The 17252-nt window shown below is 52.3% G+C and carries 12 protein-coding genes and 1 pseudogene; 8 read left to right on the forward strand and 5 right to left on the reverse strand.

The window, feature by feature from the left end:
* Positions 1-337 precede the first annotated feature (337 nt).
* Together mazF and MKFW12EY_RS22595 are read right to left on the reverse strand one after the other, a co-directional pair.
* Positions 338-676, reverse strand: coding sequence for an endoribonuclease MazF (gene mazF, locus MKFW12EY_RS22590; protein ID WP_054758393.1), 339 nt, complete (start codon positions 674-676; stop codon positions 338-340).
* On the reverse strand, positions 676-924 hold the full coding sequence (locus MKFW12EY_RS22595) for an AbrB/MazE/SpoVT family DNA-binding domain-containing protein (protein WP_054758391.1): 249 nt from the start codon (positions 922-924) through the stop codon (positions 676-678). The genes mazF and MKFW12EY_RS22595 overlap by 1 nt, the downstream gene beginning before the upstream one ends.
* A 338-nt stretch (positions 925-1262) precedes the next feature.
* Between MKFW12EY_RS22595 and MKFW12EY_RS22600 the strand changes: the two genes are divergently transcribed.
* Positions 1263-2168, forward strand: coding sequence for a DNA-binding protein (locus MKFW12EY_RS22600; protein ID WP_082409595.1), 906 nt, complete (start codon positions 1263-1265; stop codon positions 2166-2168).
* A 242-nt stretch (positions 2169-2410) separates the two neighbouring features.
* On the opposite strand, the pseudogene MKFW12EY_RS22605 reads toward MKFW12EY_RS22600, so the two are convergent.
* Positions 2411-2584 (reverse strand): annotated as a pseudogene (locus MKFW12EY_RS22605) (transposase); the annotation flags it as partial.
* Between the two features lie 224 nt (positions 2585-2808).
* Here MKFW12EY_RS22605 and MKFW12EY_RS22610 point away from each other — a divergent pair.
* The 4 genes from MKFW12EY_RS22610 to MKFW12EY_RS22625 all read left to right on the forward strand — a co-directional run bounded on the left by MKFW12EY_RS22610 (position 2809) and on the right by MKFW12EY_RS22625 (position 11032).
* Entirely contained in the window at positions 2809-3399 is a 591-nt protein-coding gene (locus MKFW12EY_RS22610) for a cohesin domain-containing protein (protein ID WP_221054662.1), read from the forward strand.
* 16 nt (positions 3400-3415) lie between these two features.
* Positions 3416-8467 carry an RHS repeat-associated core domain-containing protein gene (locus tag MKFW12EY_RS22615; protein ID WP_221054663.1) on the forward strand — a complete coding sequence of 1684 codons (5052 nt, stop codon included), beginning with the start codon at positions 3416-3418 and terminating at the stop codon, positions 8465-8467.
* Between the two features lie 486 nt (positions 8468-8953).
* Positions 8954-9829: a tyrosine-type recombinase/integrase gene (locus MKFW12EY_RS22620; protein ID WP_221054664.1), complete on the forward strand. Its 876-nt coding sequence runs from the start codon at positions 8954-8956 to the stop codon at positions 9827-9829.
* Positions 9830-9841: 12 nt separating this feature from the next.
* The gene (locus tag MKFW12EY_RS22625) at positions 9842-11032 is read left to right on the forward strand and encodes an IS91 family transposase (RefSeq protein ID WP_221054665.1); all 1191 of its coding nucleotides are present in this window, start codon (positions 9842-9844) and stop codon (positions 11030-11032) included.
* A gap of 446 nt (positions 11033-11478) precedes the next feature.
* Here MKFW12EY_RS22625 and MKFW12EY_RS22630 read toward each other — a convergent pair whose 3' ends face one another.
* A complete protein-coding gene (locus MKFW12EY_RS22630) occupies positions 11479-13071 on the reverse strand; it encodes a tyrosine-type recombinase/integrase (protein ID WP_221054666.1) in 1593 nt (530 codons plus the stop codon).
* Between the two features lie 110 nt (positions 13072-13181).
* Complete coding sequence (locus MKFW12EY_RS22635; protein ID WP_054758379.1) at positions 13182-14099, reverse strand: DNA-binding protein; 918 nt, start codon at positions 14097-14099, stop codon at positions 13182-13184.
* A gap of 232 nt (positions 14100-14331) precedes the next feature.
* Between MKFW12EY_RS22635 and MKFW12EY_RS22640 the strand changes: the two genes are divergently transcribed.
* The 3 genes from MKFW12EY_RS22640 (at position 14332) to MKFW12EY_RS22650 (ending at position 17066) form a co-directional block, all read left to right on the forward strand.
* Positions 14332-15021: a hypothetical protein gene (locus MKFW12EY_RS22640; RefSeq protein ID WP_054758378.1), complete on the forward strand. Its 690-nt coding sequence runs from the start codon at positions 14332-14334 to the stop codon at positions 15019-15021.
* 233 nt (positions 15022-15254) lie between these two features.
* The gene (locus MKFW12EY_RS22645) at positions 15255-15563 is read left to right on the forward strand and encodes a hypothetical protein (protein ID WP_054758377.1); all 309 of its coding nucleotides are present in this window, start codon (positions 15255-15257) and stop codon (positions 15561-15563) included.
* 276 nt (positions 15564-15839) lie between these two features.
* Complete coding sequence (locus tag MKFW12EY_RS22650; protein ID WP_221054667.1) at positions 15840-17066, forward strand: DUF1173 domain-containing protein; 1227 nt, start codon at positions 15840-15842, stop codon at positions 17064-17066.
* Positions 17067-17252: the final 186 nt, after the last annotated feature.

A 17252-nucleotide genomic window follows, 5' to 3' on the forward strand; every position in this document is an offset into this window, starting at 1 on the left:
CCCCATTGGGTGGTATAGGCGTCTTGAATGACGCATGGATTGAAAGTTGAGATTGACGCACTCAGTACGGGAACATCGGTTCCCGCCGCCTAAAGACGGAGCGCCTGCTGCTGCAGGATCTTCAGCGTTGATTAACGCTAAATAATAGTGGCTTTTATAACAAAAGAAATTGCGAAGTGGAAGTGGATTTTAGCGGCGACTGGGTACCTGAGCATGTTGCTCGAAGAATCGGTAGAATGGTTAAACGCTTGGCGATATCCCCGAAGCCTTAACAGGAGCAAGCCACTATTTGACTTACCGAAGACAATGCAGGGTAATAGCCGGTCCACGGGCTGAATTATTGAATAAGAGCCTCGATTTTGGCCAAGACTTCGGCCAATACCGCCCCGTCCACCATAGATATCTTTTCGGCCTGACGCGCCGCCCAATCCAGACTGCGAATCTGATCCGCCAATATCACACCACTCACACGGTCGCCGACCGGTAACGGTACCTCAAACGGATATCCTTTAACCCGACTTGTTACAGGGCAAATCAACGCCAACCCGGCTTTGACGTTATAAGTGCGTGGCGTAACGACCAGGCCGGGGCGGCGCCCCGCTTGTTCGTGGCCTGCTTGAGGATCGAACGCAATCCACACCAAATCCCCGCGCTCAGGTACGTACGATACAGCCATTAATTGTTACCCTCTCGGCCAACATCCGGCCCCCAGTCAATGCAATCATGCCGATTATCGTCAGTCATGCCAGCCAGTAATTCCTCCAACTTAAAAACAGGTTTGGCCGTGGTCGGTACAATCCGTAGCCCGGCATCGTCCGCTGTCAGCTCGACCGGCGAACCGACTTCCAGCTTTAACTGTGCCAGCATCGCCGCCGGCAATCGAATCACGGCGCTATTACCCCATTTTTTAATTTCAGTTTGCATCAGATTTACTCCCGTTAAACGCGCTTAATGCAAATCTTTGTCGACCGATATAGCGCCGCCAAAAATGACTTACCCGAGGCCGGCGCCTGCCGTAAAAGTGCCTAGAGCAGTTTGCGGCCCAACTTTCATTGTTACCTCTGAAATAAATTCAAATCGGTAGCTACATTGTGGCTACGTTTTTTGTGGGTTGCAATCCTGTGGCGACAATGATTGCAAATTTGACAATCAGGATGGCGTGAGATGTGAAGCGTGGGAATTAACTTTCTTTCTTACTTTCTTTATTTCTTTTAATATGTCAAACTCCTGCCGTCGCAGTTGATTCCGAATGGGAGTTCGCCATGCAAGCAGAAGACGTTGAATCCAGTTTGGGTCGCCCCGCCGATATTACCGACGACCAAATTATCGAAGCCGGCAAGGCGTTGACGAAGGCGAATCGGAATGTCACCGGATTTGCGTTACGCAAGCTAACCGGCGGCGGCGATCCGAAGCGGCTCAAAGAGGTTTGGGACAGGCACAATGCCACTCAAGCGGTGACAAATTCGGAGCCCGTCGTCGAGTTGCCGCTGGAAGTGGCCGAAAGCTTGGCGGTGTTGACCAAGGGGTTGGTCGACAAAATTAACGTGTTAGCGCTGGAACTGAATGACAGAGCGGTCAAAACCCAAGAGCGGCGGGTAGCTGATGTGTTGCGAGCGGCGCGCGAACAGCAAGCCCAATCAGAGCGCGAGCTGGCCGATGCCTCGCAGGCGGTCGATGAATTGGAGACCATGCTGGCGGATGAGAAGGCCAGGGTGGGGGAGTTGATCAAACGCTTGACCGAAGCGCAGGCCGCGAACCAGTTACAGGCGGTTGAGCTAGCCACCTTGCGCGAACGATTGGAGGCGATCGAGAAGAACGCGAAGGCAGCAACCGAACAGCATGAAGCAGAGCAAGCCAGGCTGCGGCAACAGGTGACGGCTCAGAAACAAGCCGCCCAATCTATCGCGGCCGAGCGAGACCAATTGAAAACGGATTTGACCAAACTGCAGACCAAAGTGGAAACCGCGGAGGAACAGCGAAAGGAGGAACGACAAAGAGCCGCTGCGGAACTTCAACGTACGGGCGAAAAGCTGATTAAGCTCGAAGCTGAAACAGATCGCGCTAAAAAAGAGGCTGGCAACGCGCGAGAACAGGTTGCGCTTCTAACAGGCCAATTAACGGCCACGAAAACACAGGTCGAACAGTTAATGAAAGCTATTGGTAATTAGTTAATTGAGCTGAACCGGGGGCCTGAAAAGTCGCCGTTGACGATCTCAACTCAACCGGCCAAAAGCTGCCAGCCAAGTAATCGAAATAGTTCAAACCTAAATGACCGCGTAAATTCATAAAGCGGGCAGTCGTCGCATAAATCCAAAATCCTGATATAGTTCACAAATATTCATGTCTATCCAGCGGTTCATTTGTGAACCCAGATACCACAAATAAGAACTTGTCTTGTCGGTCGACAACCCCGGTTCATCGACATTTCACAGCTATATCGACGGCCAGCGCAACTTGGGCATTGAAAACCGGATGGCCATCGCGCCTGAAATAGGGCTTCGGCGCATTGGGTTTCGGTACCGTAGCGCTTCAGGAAATCCATCAAACTGAAGCCTTTTTGAAATTGGACCGGGTTCTTTTTCATGGCACGATCTCCAGTCAGATGAGGGTTTTCATTGGACTTGCAGGAGGCTTCAAAGTTGCTGAGGTTTATGGGGAATCAGGAAAAGTTATTGGTACTACTAGTAATTGGACATAGCCTATGGATATTCCCCCTCGGCACCATCAAGCGCCCCAACGGAAATAGCCACTTTTCATAGGTTTTCGGTCGATTGGCTGTAAACCTTTTTCTAAAATAAGGAGATGGTTTTGTTTAAAAAACAGTTTCAACGCAGTCTTTTATTATTTGCCTTGGCATTGCCTGCACAAGCGAGTGTAGTGATCAGTCTCAACACGGATACCCCGCAAATTCAGGTGGGCGATAACGTCAGTTTTGCCGTCAACATCTCCAGACTGGATGCTGCCGTGGCGCTGAGTAGTTACGATCTGTCTGTAAATTTTGATCCCGCCTTACTCCAGTTCGATCACGCGATATTTGGTGACTCAATACTGGGCGATCAATTGGATATTGCGCAGTCCGGTTTGAATTTTCCTTCCGTGTTGGCTGGCGACGGCTTGGTCAGCTTGATTGAGTTTTCGCTGGATGATTCGTCCGTTTTGTTAAGCCAGCAGGCTAATGACTTCACCCTCGCTAGATTGTTTTTCACGGCTATTTCAACCGGTATCAGTCCACTGAATCTGACGATTATCAGTCTGGCAGATCATGATGCCAAACCCCTAATTGCCGACAGCAACAACAGTTCGGTGTCCATTGCTGCCGTGCCAATCCCCCCGGCAATCTGGACGTTCATTTCTCCATTAGCCTTATTTATGCGTAAACGCGGCAAACTTCAAGATTAATTTCAGGAACAGACGGATGAAACAAGGAACCTCCCCGGTAAATTCTCAAAACAATTCCCTACAGACCTCAACTCGATGGTTTTGGCTGCTGGCTGCTGTTTTTTTTGCTGTCAATGTTTTTGCGGAACAGCGTTATACGATCACCGATTTGGGTACGTTGGGTGGAAATTACAGTATGGGTAATGCAATAAATGCTTCTGGACAGGTGACCGGTGTAGCTTACACGGCAAACGGTCAATCTCATGCATTTGTTACTAACAGCAGTGGTCAAATGATCGATTTGGGTACGCTTGGAGGCAATAACAGTGAAGGCTTAGGCATCAATGCAGCGGGGCAAGTGACGGGGTGGGCGCAAATTGCCAATAGCTATCGGCATGCGATTCTGGTAAACCCTAGTGGGGTAATGCAGGATTTGGGCACATTGGGCACACTAATGAGCCAGGGAAATTCAATCAACAACTTAGGGCAAGTCGCCGGAACCCTGACAGCAGGAGGTAATCAATATTACTGCTTCGTGACCGATGCCAGTGGACAAATGACTTGGTTTCAGTTGGGGACTTACTGCAAGGCAAATGGCATCAATGATTCCGGATTGGTAACTGGTGAGTTTCAATACCCTAATTTTGTGAAAAGTCATGCCTTTGTTGCAAATGATAAAGGTGATTTGCTTTTAAATTATGGATATGGAGCTTTTGGGACCAGCATCAATAATCGTAGCCAAGTAGCGTTAGTGCATGAACACTATAACGCCTCGAACATGTTTTTTACTTCTGTGGCCACAATTGTGTCTGGAGAAAGCCCACAATTTATCGGTGTAGGTTTGCCGAGTTCATCTAACAATATAGTATGGAGTATTAATAACTCGGGTGATGCAGTAGGTTCTTCCGCGTCAAGGGTAGGAGCAGCGCCAACGGCAACTATATCGAAAAATGGGATTACGAGAGATTTGAATAATATGCTTGATTCAAGTGTGACTGGTTGGTATCTGGTTGTCGCCAAAGGAATTAACGACGCTGGTCAAATTACTGGATACGGTTCTCATAATGGTCAATCACGTGCATTTCTGTTAACCCCTATCCCAGACGCTCCCATTTCAGCATCTCCAAAAAATTACGGCAATTCAAACCCCGATTGCCCCAAAGCACTTTGCGGAAACCCGATTGATACAGCCACCGGCAACAAATTCCAGGCAGAAACCGATTTCATAGGCGCACCTAACACCGGTCTGGAAATGCGCCGCTTTTACAATAGCCAAAGCAATGTAAAAACCACCCTGGGCTTCGGCTGGCGTGGCAGTTGGCAGCAGGCATTGACTATCGATTCCGCCAATACCACGGTTAAAGCCACCCGAGAAGATGGCCGGGTCGAAAGCTTTACAAAATCCGCGACTGGCGACTGGCAGTCCGATGCTGACGTGGTCAACCAATTGAGTGTGATCAAGGATGCGGCTAACCAACAAACCGGCTGGCAATTGTTGACTCGGGATGACGCAATCGAAAGCTATACGCTGGACGGCCGGTTAAGCGCGATCACCACCCGCGCCGGCATGACGACGAGTTTGAGCTATGACAATCAAAATCGTCTCAGCAAGGTGACAGGCCACTTCGGCTACGCGCTCAGTTTTGCCTACAACAGCAGCAACCAACTGGCCAGCATCAGCTTGCCGGATGGCAGCCGCTATCAATATGCTTACGATGCCAATAACAATCTGATTTCGGTGACTAATCCCGATCAAACCAAGCGGCAATATGTTTACGAAAACAGCACGTTTACCCACCTATTAACCGGCATCATCGACGAGAAAGGCAAACGCTTCGCCACTTGGACTTACGATGCCAAAGGCCGTGCAACCTCATCGCAACATGCCGGCGGTGCTGAATTGACCAGCGTGGCTTATAACGCCGATGGCTCATCCACGGTGACTGACGCCTTGGGTAATCAACACGGTTACAACTTCACCACCCAGTTTGATGTAGTCAAACCGACCAACGTGACCGGAGCCGCCAATAAAGGTCTGGGCGCAAAAGCGTTTACTTACGATGCCAATGGCTTTGTCGCCAGCAAGACCGACTTCAACGGTAATGTCACGACCTTCGTGCGTGATGCCGGCGGTCAGGAAACTTCCCGAACTGAAGCGGCGGGTACTCCTTTGGCGCGGACTATTACCACCACATGGCATGCCAACTATCGTTTGCCGATCAAGATTACTGAACCCAATCGAGTCACCAGCTTCAGTTATGACGCTAACGGTAATCTGCTGAAACGTACTGTAACAGCCGGAAACGACAGCCGGAGCTGGACGTTTACCTACAATGCCGCCGGGCAAGTGTTGACGGTGGACGGCCCGAGAACTGACGTCAACGACATTAGCCAATTTGCCTATGACAATCTGGGCAATCTCAGCAGTGTCACCGATGCGCTGGGGCACGTGATGCAATTCACGGCCTACAACGCCAACGGTCAGCTGCTTAGCAGCAAGGATGCGAACGGCTTGGTAAAAACTCTGACCTATGATGCACGCGGGCGGGTTACTTCGATAAAAGCAGGTGATGAAACCACCGCGTATGTCTACGATGCGGTTGGGCAAGTCATTAAAACCATTGCTCCGGATGGCACTGCTATCGTGTTTAGTTATGACGACGCCCATCGTTTGGTCAAAGTGACTGATCAACTCGGTAACCACCTTGACTATACGCTGGACGCTATGGGCAATAAGCTGAAGGAGCAGATTTACGATCCCAACAACAATTTGGCGCAAACCCTGAGCCAACAGTTCGACAACCTGAATCGTTTGGTTGCCACGCTGGATGCTGCAGGCAAAAAGCAAGTGTATGCCTATGACAGCAACGATAATCCGCTGACTGTGACCGACCCGCTCGGCAATGTCACCAGCTTATCTTACGATGCCCTGAATCGCATGATAGGCAGCGTTGATCCGGACGGCAATCACCTGACAACGGCTTATGACGCTAACGACAATCTAGTGTCGGTCACCGATCCGTTAACGCATGCCACGCAGTATAGCTATGACGGCCTGGGTAATGCCTTGACTATCGATACCCCGGATACCGGAGTGTCAACCAACAAGTATGACAGTGCCGGTAACAAGATCGAATCCACCGATGCCCGTGGCGAAAAGGTCGGTTATAGCTACGATGCCCTCAATAGGGTTAAGCAAATCCAGTACGGCAATAGCCAAATCGTCAGTTTCACATACGATCAAGGCACTCATGGCATAGGTCATCTTACCCAGATGAATGATGCCGCCGGTGTGACGCGCTGGAGTTACAACCAACACGGGCGCATCAGCAGCAAAACCTTTACCTCGGGCAGTTTAACGTTGGTGACCCGATACAATTATGATGCCAATGGCAGGCTTTCAAGCATCGTCTATCCGTCCGGCAATCTGGTGCAAGTGAGCTATCAAAACGGTTTGGTCACCGCGATGGATAGCAACGGCAAATCGTTGTTGAGCAGTATTGCTTATCAACCGTTTGGTGCGCCTACCGTATGGAACTTCGGCAACGGGGCGAAAACCACTCGTGAGTTTGATTTGGATGGACGCTTGGTGGCTTATGACTTGGGCGAGCGTAATCGGCAACTGATTTACGATGATGAAGGTCGAATCTCGGGGTATCAAGACAGCAACATGAACTACGATCAAAGCTTTGCCTACGATGCCTTGAGCCGCTTGCTAGCTGATTCCACACCCAGTAGCCAGATCGATTACAGCTATGACGCCAACGGCAACCGCACAGGTAAGCTGTCCGGCACAGTTACGGACACTTCGACTATAGATGCAGCCAGCAACCGCTTGCTGAAAAACAGTAACCCGGCCAAAGACTACAGCTACGATGCTGCAGGCAATCTCATCAATGACGGCATTCATCAATTTACTTACGATGCTCGTGGCCGTTTGGTCAAAGCCTCCAGCTTACTGGGCACCGAGCATTATTTGCTGAATGGCTTGGGACAAAGGTTGGCTAAGCTGAAAAGCAGCCCGGTGGATATGGCCGGTGATGCCAATCAGGACGGCGTTTTGACGGCTGTCGATTTGCGCCTGATCGTGTTGATGACCCAAGGCAGTGCGCCAGTCAATCTGGCGGCCGATTGTAATCACGACAGCAAAATCACCAGCGCCGATGCGGTGTGTACGCAAAGCAAGATGGCGGATATGCGCATCAACCCCAACAAATATGCGCCACTGGGCACGTATTTTGTCTATGACGAAGCAGGGCATTTAATCGGCGAATACAACCAAAAAGGCACGCCAATTCAGGAAACCGTCTGGCTGGGCGATATGCCGGTGGCGGTGATGGCCGGCGGTAGTAACTATTACGTGTATGCCGATCATCTCAACACCCCCAAAGCCATTGCTGACGAAGCCGGCAAAACCATCTGGCGCTGGGACAGCGAAGCATTCGGCAGCACTTTGGCGAACGAAGATCCGGACAAAGATGGCAAGGCCTTTGTCTATAACCTGCGCTTTCCGGGACAGTATTACGACCAGTTGACCGGCCTGCATTACAACGGCTTTAGGGATTATGACCCGAAGATTGGTAGATATATTGAGAGCGATCCGATTGGGTTGAATGGGGGTCTAAATACTTATGGGTATGTTGAAGGGAATCCGATTAGTAAAGTGGATGTTAAAGGTTTAGACGTAATAGTTTTTTCTGATTCATTCCATGAGGTTGTTGGGATTGAAACTCTAAACGGTTTGGCAATTAGAAGTTACGGACCTTCGTTAGCAGGTGGGAGTGTGATACATGGTTTTAAAGCCGAGGAGTATGTTGAAGTTAGAAGGGTTCCATACTCTTTGCAAGACGGACAACGAATGCTTGAATCTTTACAATCAGAAGATGTTCCACTCTACACAGGATTGATAAATTGTCAGACTTATGCTCATTCGATTGCCAATAAGGCTCAATATGGTGCGAGGATGTTTGGTATACCTTATTTTGGATTTTGGACGCCACTACCTGTAGATGTTCCAGGGATGATTCAGGCAGTACCTCGTACATTTGAGTTGGGCTGGCGAGAATTCAAGGAAATTATTAAGAAATGAATTTAGGCTTTACTCAGGGTTGTAGGGTACGCACTGCGTACCCTACCGCTGAATCCACTAAGGTAGATTGGGCTGAATGAAATGAAGCCCAACGGTTTGATTTTGTTGGGCTTCGCGTTGCTCAACCCAACCTACATTTGGTTGTTTTGACAATCCTTTAGCAGAGCAATGCGAAACCCAGCAGATACCTCGAAATAATCAAGTTTGTTTGCATTCAATCCATAGTAATCCATGGAACGGGACAGCGAACAGGATTGCTGGTTTCCAAAAAGACGTTTTAGAAAAAATTTATTGAATGTTTGCTTTGGGTCAGTAACCAGACGATCGGTTAGATGAACTCTGAATGTCGCCTTGGGGTCGAAGGACTAAACCGCTACGCGGTAGGGAGTCTGTGTAGCCAAGCCTGAGGATAATCGGCAGCATATCCTGTGTTTTTCCTATCCAAGCGACGAGGCAATCCGCCTTGTACAGGATAGGAGTCGTGTCATGACCTCGACAGATAAACCCGTCAGCCCCTTGCGTCAACGCATGATCGACGATATGCGGATGCGCAAGTTATCGCCAAAAACCCAAGCCAGTTATATTCGTGTCGTGAAGCGATTCGCGAAGTTCCTGGGCCGCTCACCGGATACGGCGAGCACGGAAGATCTACGCCGTTATCAGTTGTACTTGGTCGATTCCGGCATTTCGGCGATTTCCCTAAATGCCAATCTCACGGGATTGAAGTTTCTATTCGACAACACGCTAGATCATCCAGAGTTAATGGCCAAGATGCATGCAGTGCATGAGCCACGTAAATTGCCGGTGGTCTTGAGTCGCGAAGAGGTGGCTCGCTTGCTCACCGCCGCCGATAATCTCAAACATCAAACGGCCTTATCGGTGGCGTACGGCGCCGGCTTACGGGCCAGCGAGGTGGTGGCATTGAAGGTCAGCGACGTCGATAGCCAGCGCATGACTTTACGCGTCGAACAGGGTAAAGGCAGCAAGGATCGCTATGCGATGTTGTCACCGGTGTTACTGGAGCGTTTACGCGCCTGGTGGAAGTTCGCGCACGCCCAAGGCAAAATGTTGCCAGGCGGTTGGCTGTTTCCGGGCCTGGACCCTATCGACCCGCTCAGCACCCGTCAACTCACCCGCGCCGTCCATGCCGCCGCCGAGGCTGCGGGGATAGACAAGCGGGTATCGATGCATACGCTGCGGCACAGTTTCGCCACGCACTTGCTGGAGCAGAAGGTCGATATTCGCGTCATCCAGGTATTGCTCGGCCACAAGAAACTGGAGACCACGGCATTGTATGCGCAGGTGGCCACCGATATTCTGCGGGAGGTCGTCAGTCCGATCGAGACGTTGCCGTTAATGTAGTCGAGCACGCCCATGAGGCGGCTTGCGCTTGAGGTCGCGGATATTTTCCGCGCCCACGGTCCCGCTTGGCGACAAGCTCAGCAGGCTCACTTAAGCCTGGGCCAGCTGAAAGTCATGTCCGCCATCGAACAGTGCCGCACCGCGACATTGGGTGGGCATGTGCTGTGTTGTCCGGCTTGCCAGCATCAAGACATCGCCTACAACTCCTGCCGCAACCGGCATTGCCCGAAGTGCCAGGCCAGCGCGGCCAAACGCTGGCTCGACGCCCGCCAGACCGATCTGTTGCCGGTCGAGTATTACCATGTGGTATTCACCCTGCCGGCACCGATCAGCGCCATCGCTTATTACAATAAAACCATCGTCTATGGCTTGTTGTTCGAGATCGCGGCAGAAACCTTACGCACGATTGCCGCCGATCCGAAACATCTGGGTGCACAGATCGGCGCCACCCTGGTGTTGCATACCTGGGGTTCGGCCTTAACCCATCATCCGCACGTGCATGGCATCGTTCCGGGTGGTGGCTTGTCGCTGGACGGTGAGCGCTGGGTCAGCTGCAAGCGCGGCTTCTTTTTATCGGTACGCGTGCTGTCGCGGCTGTTTCGACGCCGGTTTCTGGAGGCACTCAGCCAGGCGCAGGCGGCTGGCCAATTACAGTTCTTCGGCGAATATGCGCATCTGTCGGATACCGTGGCTTTCGCCGACTGGCTCGCGCCGCTGCGAAAGTGCGAATGGGTGGTTTACGCCAAACGCCCGTTTGCCGGACCTGAAGCAGTGCTGGCTTATCTGTCCCGTTATACCCATCGTGTGGCCATTGCCAATTCACGCTTGCTGGCCATGGACGAACGCGGCGTCACCTTCCGCTGGAAAGACTACCGGGCTAAAGGCAGGACACGGCAGAAAACCATGACCCTCAACCCAGATGAGTTCATTCGGCGATTTTTGCTGCATGTCCTACCCAGCGGTTTTCACCGCATTCGCCATGTGGGCTTGCTGGCCAATGGCAGGCGGCGAGACCATCTGGCCCGAGCCCGGGAATTGCTGAAGGTGATGCCGGAACCCACGCAAACCCAAGCGGACGCGCTGGAAACAACAACCCCGCCGACCTTCGTCTGCCCGGATTGCGGGGCAGCCATGATAATCATCGAAATCTTGACGCGCAAACCGTTGATTCGGGCGCCACCGCCACAGGGTCCTGTGCCATGAGCCAACACGCCTGCCCAAGCTGGAGCTACCCACCCAAACTTCGTCGGCCAAAGCCGATACGGAAACGCTTGGCCAGAGGGCTGAAAATCCTTAATGATCACCTTCTAACGTCACAAAAAAGCAATCCGATTGGTCATTATCGTCTTCGCCAACCACGCTTGAAGCCCTATCATGATCTTGCAAATCCATGGCTTAATCAGAATAAAACCAGACTCACCATTCAAATCCCCATAGCCGTTCATCCCTGCTAACTCCCTGCTATGTGGCCCGCGGTTTCCTCCCTCGGGGCTTGTCCGACGCCTGCCCTCGGCAGTTTGTCACAGCAGTACCGTTACGCGGTGAAGGGCAGGCATCCGACAACCCTTAACAAAAATAGCCGGCCAGACCTTCTGTTTCATCGCCCGAAAGCGGTCGCTTCCACAATACAACACCCACCAAGCAATGCCTTAATCACCTGACATTCCCAATATGGCTTTGTACCGCGAGTCTTTATCGGAATGTACATAAATCGAGGTAGTGGCGATGTTTTTGTGGCCGAGATTGTCCCGCACGATTTCCAGCGGAACCCCTTTGTAAACGGCGTGGCTACCATGCGTATGGCGTAGCCAATGGGTACTGGCTCGGCGGATTTTGTCCGCCGCGACAGGGTCGGTTGGACCGATATCGTCCGCGGCGGCTTCAAAAAAGGCCTTGAGCTTTTGGTACAGCGCCGATTCGCTGAGGAAAACGGCGCTTTGCGCGTCGTCAGGCGCATCCCTTAAGCGATTGCGTAATTTGCCGACAATCGGGGTGTTCGGCGCAGCATAACCAATTGATTTGAGTTGCCGGTCTCGCAAATGAGCATTGATTTCGTCAATCAGCTGCGGAGCAATCGGGACCTGGCGATGCACCTTACCTTTACCGACGACGTTTAACCACCATTGGTCGCCGTCGTAACCGGTGAGGCGTTCCAGATCGCCAATTCTCGCTTTGGTCAATTCGTGAAGACGTAAACCGGTCAAGTAAGCGAAGCGCAGAATGAACAAGGTTCGCCGGTGATCGGCCCGCTTATTGTCCGGGGTAGCGGAGTTGTTGGCTTGCCGTTCGGCAAAGCCAATCAAATAGTCCCAGAGTGGGGGAGACAGTAATCGATCGGTGCCCTGGCGTCGCCCGTAGCCGCGCTTGCTTAAGCCGGCGAAGGGGTTGCTGTCCAAATAGCGCTGGCCTACCAGCCAGTCGCAGCAGGCACTGAGAATGATTTCGGCTTGGCGAGCACTACTGGGTTTCAGCGGACCTTTGAACGGTTTCCATTGCGGTGACCAACGTTGTCCAGAGGGACCGATCCAACGCTCGGCCGGCTGCGGGTCTTCGAGGAAACGGCGAAATTCGGCGCAATCCGGCGTGGTCAGCGACGATATCGCCTTGCCGCGCTCAAAGATCGCCCACAACAAAAACCGCTCTATTTCCTTCCGGTAGGTGCGATGGGTCGGGGTTCCGGCGTCGTATAAGGACAACCAGGCCAAAATCGCCTCGAAATCGTTGCCGGCGTCCAATAGACACCTAGCGACCGGAGCGCGGTTTGAGCCGGATTGCCCGCTCAGATGCTCGGGTGGCCGGAATCGTTCGATGGGGGCGATATCGGACGAACCCACTGTTACCGGTGGTCGTGCCGGGGATTTTCTCGCCAAATCCAGGCGAAGGCCCAATACCTCCGCATGATCGGCAAAAAAAGCCTGAATCTCGGTGGCGGATGTTTGGCCCAAGCGCGGGATTTGCGACCACCAGCGCTGGCCATGTCGGTTGATGAAATCCGCCAACTGGGTCAGGCTGTGAATGTTTTCGTTTTGCGCTAAGCGCGCCGCGGCCGCGGCTGGCAGCCAACGGCTACAGGCTTCATTCGGTTGCGGCAATGGCGCCGGTTTGCTTTTCAGGCGATCCAAAGACTTCAAGGCTTTGTCAATCCACTCGGCACTGCCGGTGCACGGCTGTTGCCAAATGGCTGCATCGGCCGTCAAATTCAACAGCTCGGCTTTGCGCGCGAGGGTGCGGGACAGGGCCATGACCGTGCGACGGGTCTCAGCGGTACCGGCGTCATCCAAGTACGCCTCACCGAGCACTGGCCAGGATAAGCCTTGTATCCATCCCCGTAGTAATCCGAGTTCGTTGGGGGTCATCCGGCCGCCTTATCGGGGGTATTCTGGGCCGGCCGGCGTTGCTTTCTGACCAATCCGTGCAATCGTTGGCATTTGTCCTTCTCGGCCTGAAGCTCCGCTTCCCGAGCAGCTAGTTGTGCGCGTAAGGTGGCCAGATCGGCTTCCCATTTGAGTTGGTGTTCATGTCGATCGCTGAGTTGTTGCATCAATTGGGTAATCCGCGCCTGAGCCGTGGCCAGTTCGAGTCTAAAATCCTCCAGCTCGCGTCCCAGTGCGGTAATGGTCCGTGCATGTTCCTGACGCGCGGCGTTCTTTTCTTCCTCAATGCGAGCCAAATGCCAATCGTGTTGCTGATCGAAGCGATGCGACCAGGCTGATTCCAGTGCCTGCAGTGCCGCTTTGGATGTCGATAAACTGCCTTCCGCTCTGGACAACGCTTCTCGGGTGCTCGCCAATTCGGCGTTGGTGTGGCTGAGCGATTGGCGTGCCTCTGCCAGCGCAGTCGCCAATTCGGCATTCGCGTGCCGAAGTTCCTCGTTGTGTTGGCTCAGTTGCGATCGCTCGGTGTCCCATTGGGCTTGTTGGTCTACTAGCTGCTGTTGCAATTGGACAATCAGCGCTTGGTCGTTACGGGCGTTTTCTTCGAGTTGTTGTCGCTGTTCGTCAAACTGTTTACTGGCTTCCTTCAGGGCCAGTTGCCAGAGCGAAACGGCTGTATCCAACATTACGGCCGGCATATCCGGCCTCTCGAAGGTTTCTTTGTGCTTGTTGGCGAAATGCAGTGTCCAGTCTTTGATGGCTCGGCTGATCACGGTCGGACTATTCACACCGATTCGATCCCGAATCGCGTCGATGGTCGGAAAGCGGCCGTCTTCCCTTAACACGGTATCGCAGCATTCGTAAGCGAGGGCATAGGTATCGGTTCTATTAGACATGGATGAAACCATAATTCACAGATGATTCATCTTCGCACGAAATTCACGGCATGCAATAGTGACCGGCACGCGAATCTAACCTTCTCGTTGGTCCGTTTCAGATGGAGGGGTGGCAATAAGCAGAAGCTGACCCGCTGGCAAAGTGTATTTCAGAGGCATTTAGCCAGCGGGTTTGAATTTTCAAATACGCTAGCATGGCAGCCTTTCAATTTAGTAAAGGAAGGTGAATGCCATGGCCGAAACCCAATCCGGATCCGGAGCAGACCTCTATAGTCGCCCCAGCTTTACGCAGTCGCTGGTGCTCAACAGCGAATATAGCAAACGCGTCCATCAACGCTACTTCAAATCCGTCGTGTCCGCGCTGTACATGATCGACACGATTTTATACATCATCGGCGAAAAGGACCATATCGATCAGGTACAAGAGGCGGTGTCCGGGTTGATCGATGCGTGTACTCAAGATCTGCTGGGAGAAATCGAGCGGCTGGAGAAATTGAGAGACGATAACGGTATTTCCGGAACGCCCAAATACAGTAATCCCGGTCGGTACGATATCGAAATTGTCTCGCCTCAGGTGTCGCAGTTCGTCTCGTTGATGCTGAAAATGGACGACGCCATGAAATTGGTCGACACCCTTTGGCTAAGCAACATCATCCCGAACGACAAGCGCGCGGACACCGAGCGTCAATGGCAACTGCGGATTCAGAAACTGGCCCGCCGGATCATTAGCCTCCGCGGTAGTGCTTACAGAGAAGCACGTGCCCGCGGCAAGACGACCGAAGTCGAAACCGCTACACAAGCCTTGATTGACAAAGGTGTCGACCTCGATACCGACGATGGGAAAGATCTAGCGGATATCGAGACAGATGGCGAGGAAGAGACAGAGGCTGTGGCGCCGAAATCGACGCGGCGGTACGGCTAACTTTTAAGCTTTCGTGGCAGGGATGCCGTGCAGGTGAATTTCAGAGGCATTTAGCCAGCGGGTTTGAATTCCGGTTTTTGATATAACGGTTCGCGCTAACGTTCAAGGAGGTAGCTGGCTTCCCTAAATAATCAGCATATCTAACGACTCCCGGCGACGGGCAGTCAATTTAAACCCTAAACGGGGGAATTCTCCGTTTAGGGGGAGTCCTCCGTCTAATTTAGGAGGATCTCATGAAAATGCGCAAAGACACAGCGGTGCAGGTTCATCCCAGCGTCGAACAGTTCGATATCTTCGTGATCGATTGGGACGCACTGCCTCAATTCACGGAATCGGAATTCGACGAGCTGCGTTACCGTTTGTTGCTGGCGATGTTGAGTTCGCTGAAAGACTTACGGGTCTGCGACGAACAAAAGGCGGATGCCTTGGAATGGTTGAAAAGTGACGACACGTCGCCTTTTTCGTTTCGAGTCTGCTGCGAATCGGAAGGTGTCGATTTCGAAGTAATGCGTGATCTGATTTTGGATCACTTGAGAATGTAATTTACCGAATCGCATCCCATGTTTCATGGGATGCACCTTATTCCTGGCGGCCTCTGGGGTGGGTTTTATGAGTCAAGCGGAACATGGCGGGCATTCTCCTTCATTGGAAGGGATTGAATCCAACCGTACCGACGTGCAGAGGCCGTTCGCGATCATTCATGTCAAACCCCACATCTGTAATCCGGGTTCCCATCATCCGGATATGTCGTGCCGCGCCTGTGGCACTGGCAGCTATGCCGAAGACGCTGCTTCACCCTCTGACAAAACAGACGAACCATGAGCCATTATCGATTAGACGGTATCGAATTCACCGAAGCTCACGAGGAGTTTCAAAACATATTGGCCCGAGCGTACGCCAATAAGCAACGGCCGTTGTGCTTGTGCATGGCAGACGGCGTCGAACTGTATATTGCCTATGCCCATGAACGATATTGGCTGAAACGGATGCCCAATTCCGGCGGCCACCATCATCCGGGCTGCGAATCCTACGAACCGCCGGCCGAATTGTCCGGCTTGGGCCAGGTGTACGGATCGGCCATCAAAGAAAATCTCGATACCGGCGTTACCCAATTGAAGTTCGACTTTCGTCTGGCTCCAGGGAAAAGCCGAACGCCGGCCCTAGCATCCGAAACCGATGAAGCGGCCAAGCCGACCAGCATTAAAGCGTCCGAAGCCAAACTCGGCCTGCGCGGTTTGCTGCATTATCTCTGGGAGCAAAGCGGTTGGCAGCGCTGGGCGCCAGCGACCGAGTCACGGCGCAATTGGCATGGGTTGCGCAAAGCCCTGTTGGGGGCCTGCGCCGGAAAAGTCGCCAAAGCCATGCCACTGGATGAAATCGTGTTCATTCCGGAAACGTTCATCCTCGAAAGAAAGGATGAAATCAGCGCCAGAACGGCGAAGTCCTTGGCTTGCTCGGACAACCAAAATCGCTTTCGGATGTTGATTGGCGAACTCAAGGAGATCAAGCCGGCTCGTTTCGGACATAAGCTGGTTATCAAGCATCTGCCGGAGCACCCGTTTTATCTAAACGACCAGACCTATAAGCGCATGGTTAAGCAGTTCGATGCGGAATTGCTTTTGTGGCGAGGGATCGAATCCAGCCACTTGATTGTTATTGCGACTTTTTCGATTAACCAAGCCGGCTACGCGGAGTTGGACAACCTCAGCTTGATGAATGTCTCGTCGCAATGGATTCCGTTCGAAACTGCCGACGAATTGGCGCTAATCGAGTATTTGGTGGCGGAGGGCCGCTCGTTCAGCAAATGTTTGCGCTACAACCTGTCCAGAACGAAACCGTTAGCGTCGGCGGTACTGGTCGATATCAGAATGCCCTTGGCACTTTATATTGCCCGAGACGGCGCCGGGGATGAATCAGCGGATGGAATCGATGGTTTGATCGCCGACAGTCAGACGGCGTCGTACATCTGGGATCCAAAACAACCGGGTTTACCGTTCGAACCACAACAGGGGAAACCTCAAATCGCCTATGCCGCAACTGTATAACCTTCAATCCACAACGACTTTAGGAATTGAGCTATGACCAGTCCATTGCATTGGTACTCTTTGTCGTTTAGTTACAGTACCGGATATTCCACCGGGTTCGCCAGTACCTGTATGGGTTGGCCGGATCCATTGTTGAGTACTCCCCGAATTAATAGTGCAACAGAAGATGCTTTAAGCCAAGTTACA

Origin of the sequence: Methylomonas koyamae (assembly GCF_019669905.1) — a bacterium.
Classification (GTDB): domain Bacteria; phylum Pseudomonadota; class Gammaproteobacteria; order Methylococcales; family Methylomonadaceae; genus Methylomonas; species Methylomonas koyamae.

Excerpts from the sequence above, each read along its gene's own strand:
- mazF (WP_054758393.1), bottom strand. The coding sequence starts at position 676 with ATGGCTGTATCGTACGTACCTGAGCGCGGGGATTTGGTGTGGATTGCG.
- MKFW12EY_RS22595 (WP_054758391.1), bottom strand. The coding sequence starts at position 924 with ATGCAAACTGAAATTAAAAAATGGGGTAATAGCGCCGTGATTCGATTG.
- MKFW12EY_RS22600 (WP_082409595.1), top strand. The coding sequence starts at position 1,263 with ATGCAAGCAGAAGACGTTGAATCCAGTTTGGGTCGCCCCGCCGATATT.
- MKFW12EY_RS22615 (WP_221054663.1), top strand. The coding sequence starts at position 3,416 with ATGAAACAAGGAACCTCCCCGGTAAATTCTCAAAACAATTCCCTACAG.
- MKFW12EY_RS22620 (WP_221054664.1), top strand. The coding sequence starts at position 8,954 with ATGACCTCGACAGATAAACCCGTCAGCCCCTTGCGTCAACGCATGATC.
- MKFW12EY_RS22625 (WP_221054665.1), top strand. The coding sequence starts at position 9,842 with ATGAGGCGGCTTGCGCTTGAGGTCGCGGATATTTTCCGCGCCCACGGT.
- MKFW12EY_RS22630 (WP_221054666.1), bottom strand. The coding sequence starts at position 13,071 with ATGGCCCTGTCCCGCACCCTCGCGCGCAAAGCCGAGCTGTTGAATTTG.
- MKFW12EY_RS22635 (WP_054758379.1), bottom strand. The coding sequence starts at position 14,099 with ATGTCTAATAGAACCGATACCTATGCCCTCGCTTACGAATGCTGCGAT.
- MKFW12EY_RS22640 (WP_054758378.1), top strand. The coding sequence starts at position 14,332 with ATGGCCGAAACCCAATCCGGATCCGGAGCAGACCTCTATAGTCGCCCC.
- MKFW12EY_RS22645 (WP_054758377.1), top strand. The coding sequence starts at position 15,255 with ATGAAAATGCGCAAAGACACAGCGGTGCAGGTTCATCCCAGCGTCGAA.
- MKFW12EY_RS22650 (WP_221054667.1), top strand. The coding sequence starts at position 15,840 with ATGAGCCATTATCGATTAGACGGTATCGAATTCACCGAAGCTCACGAG.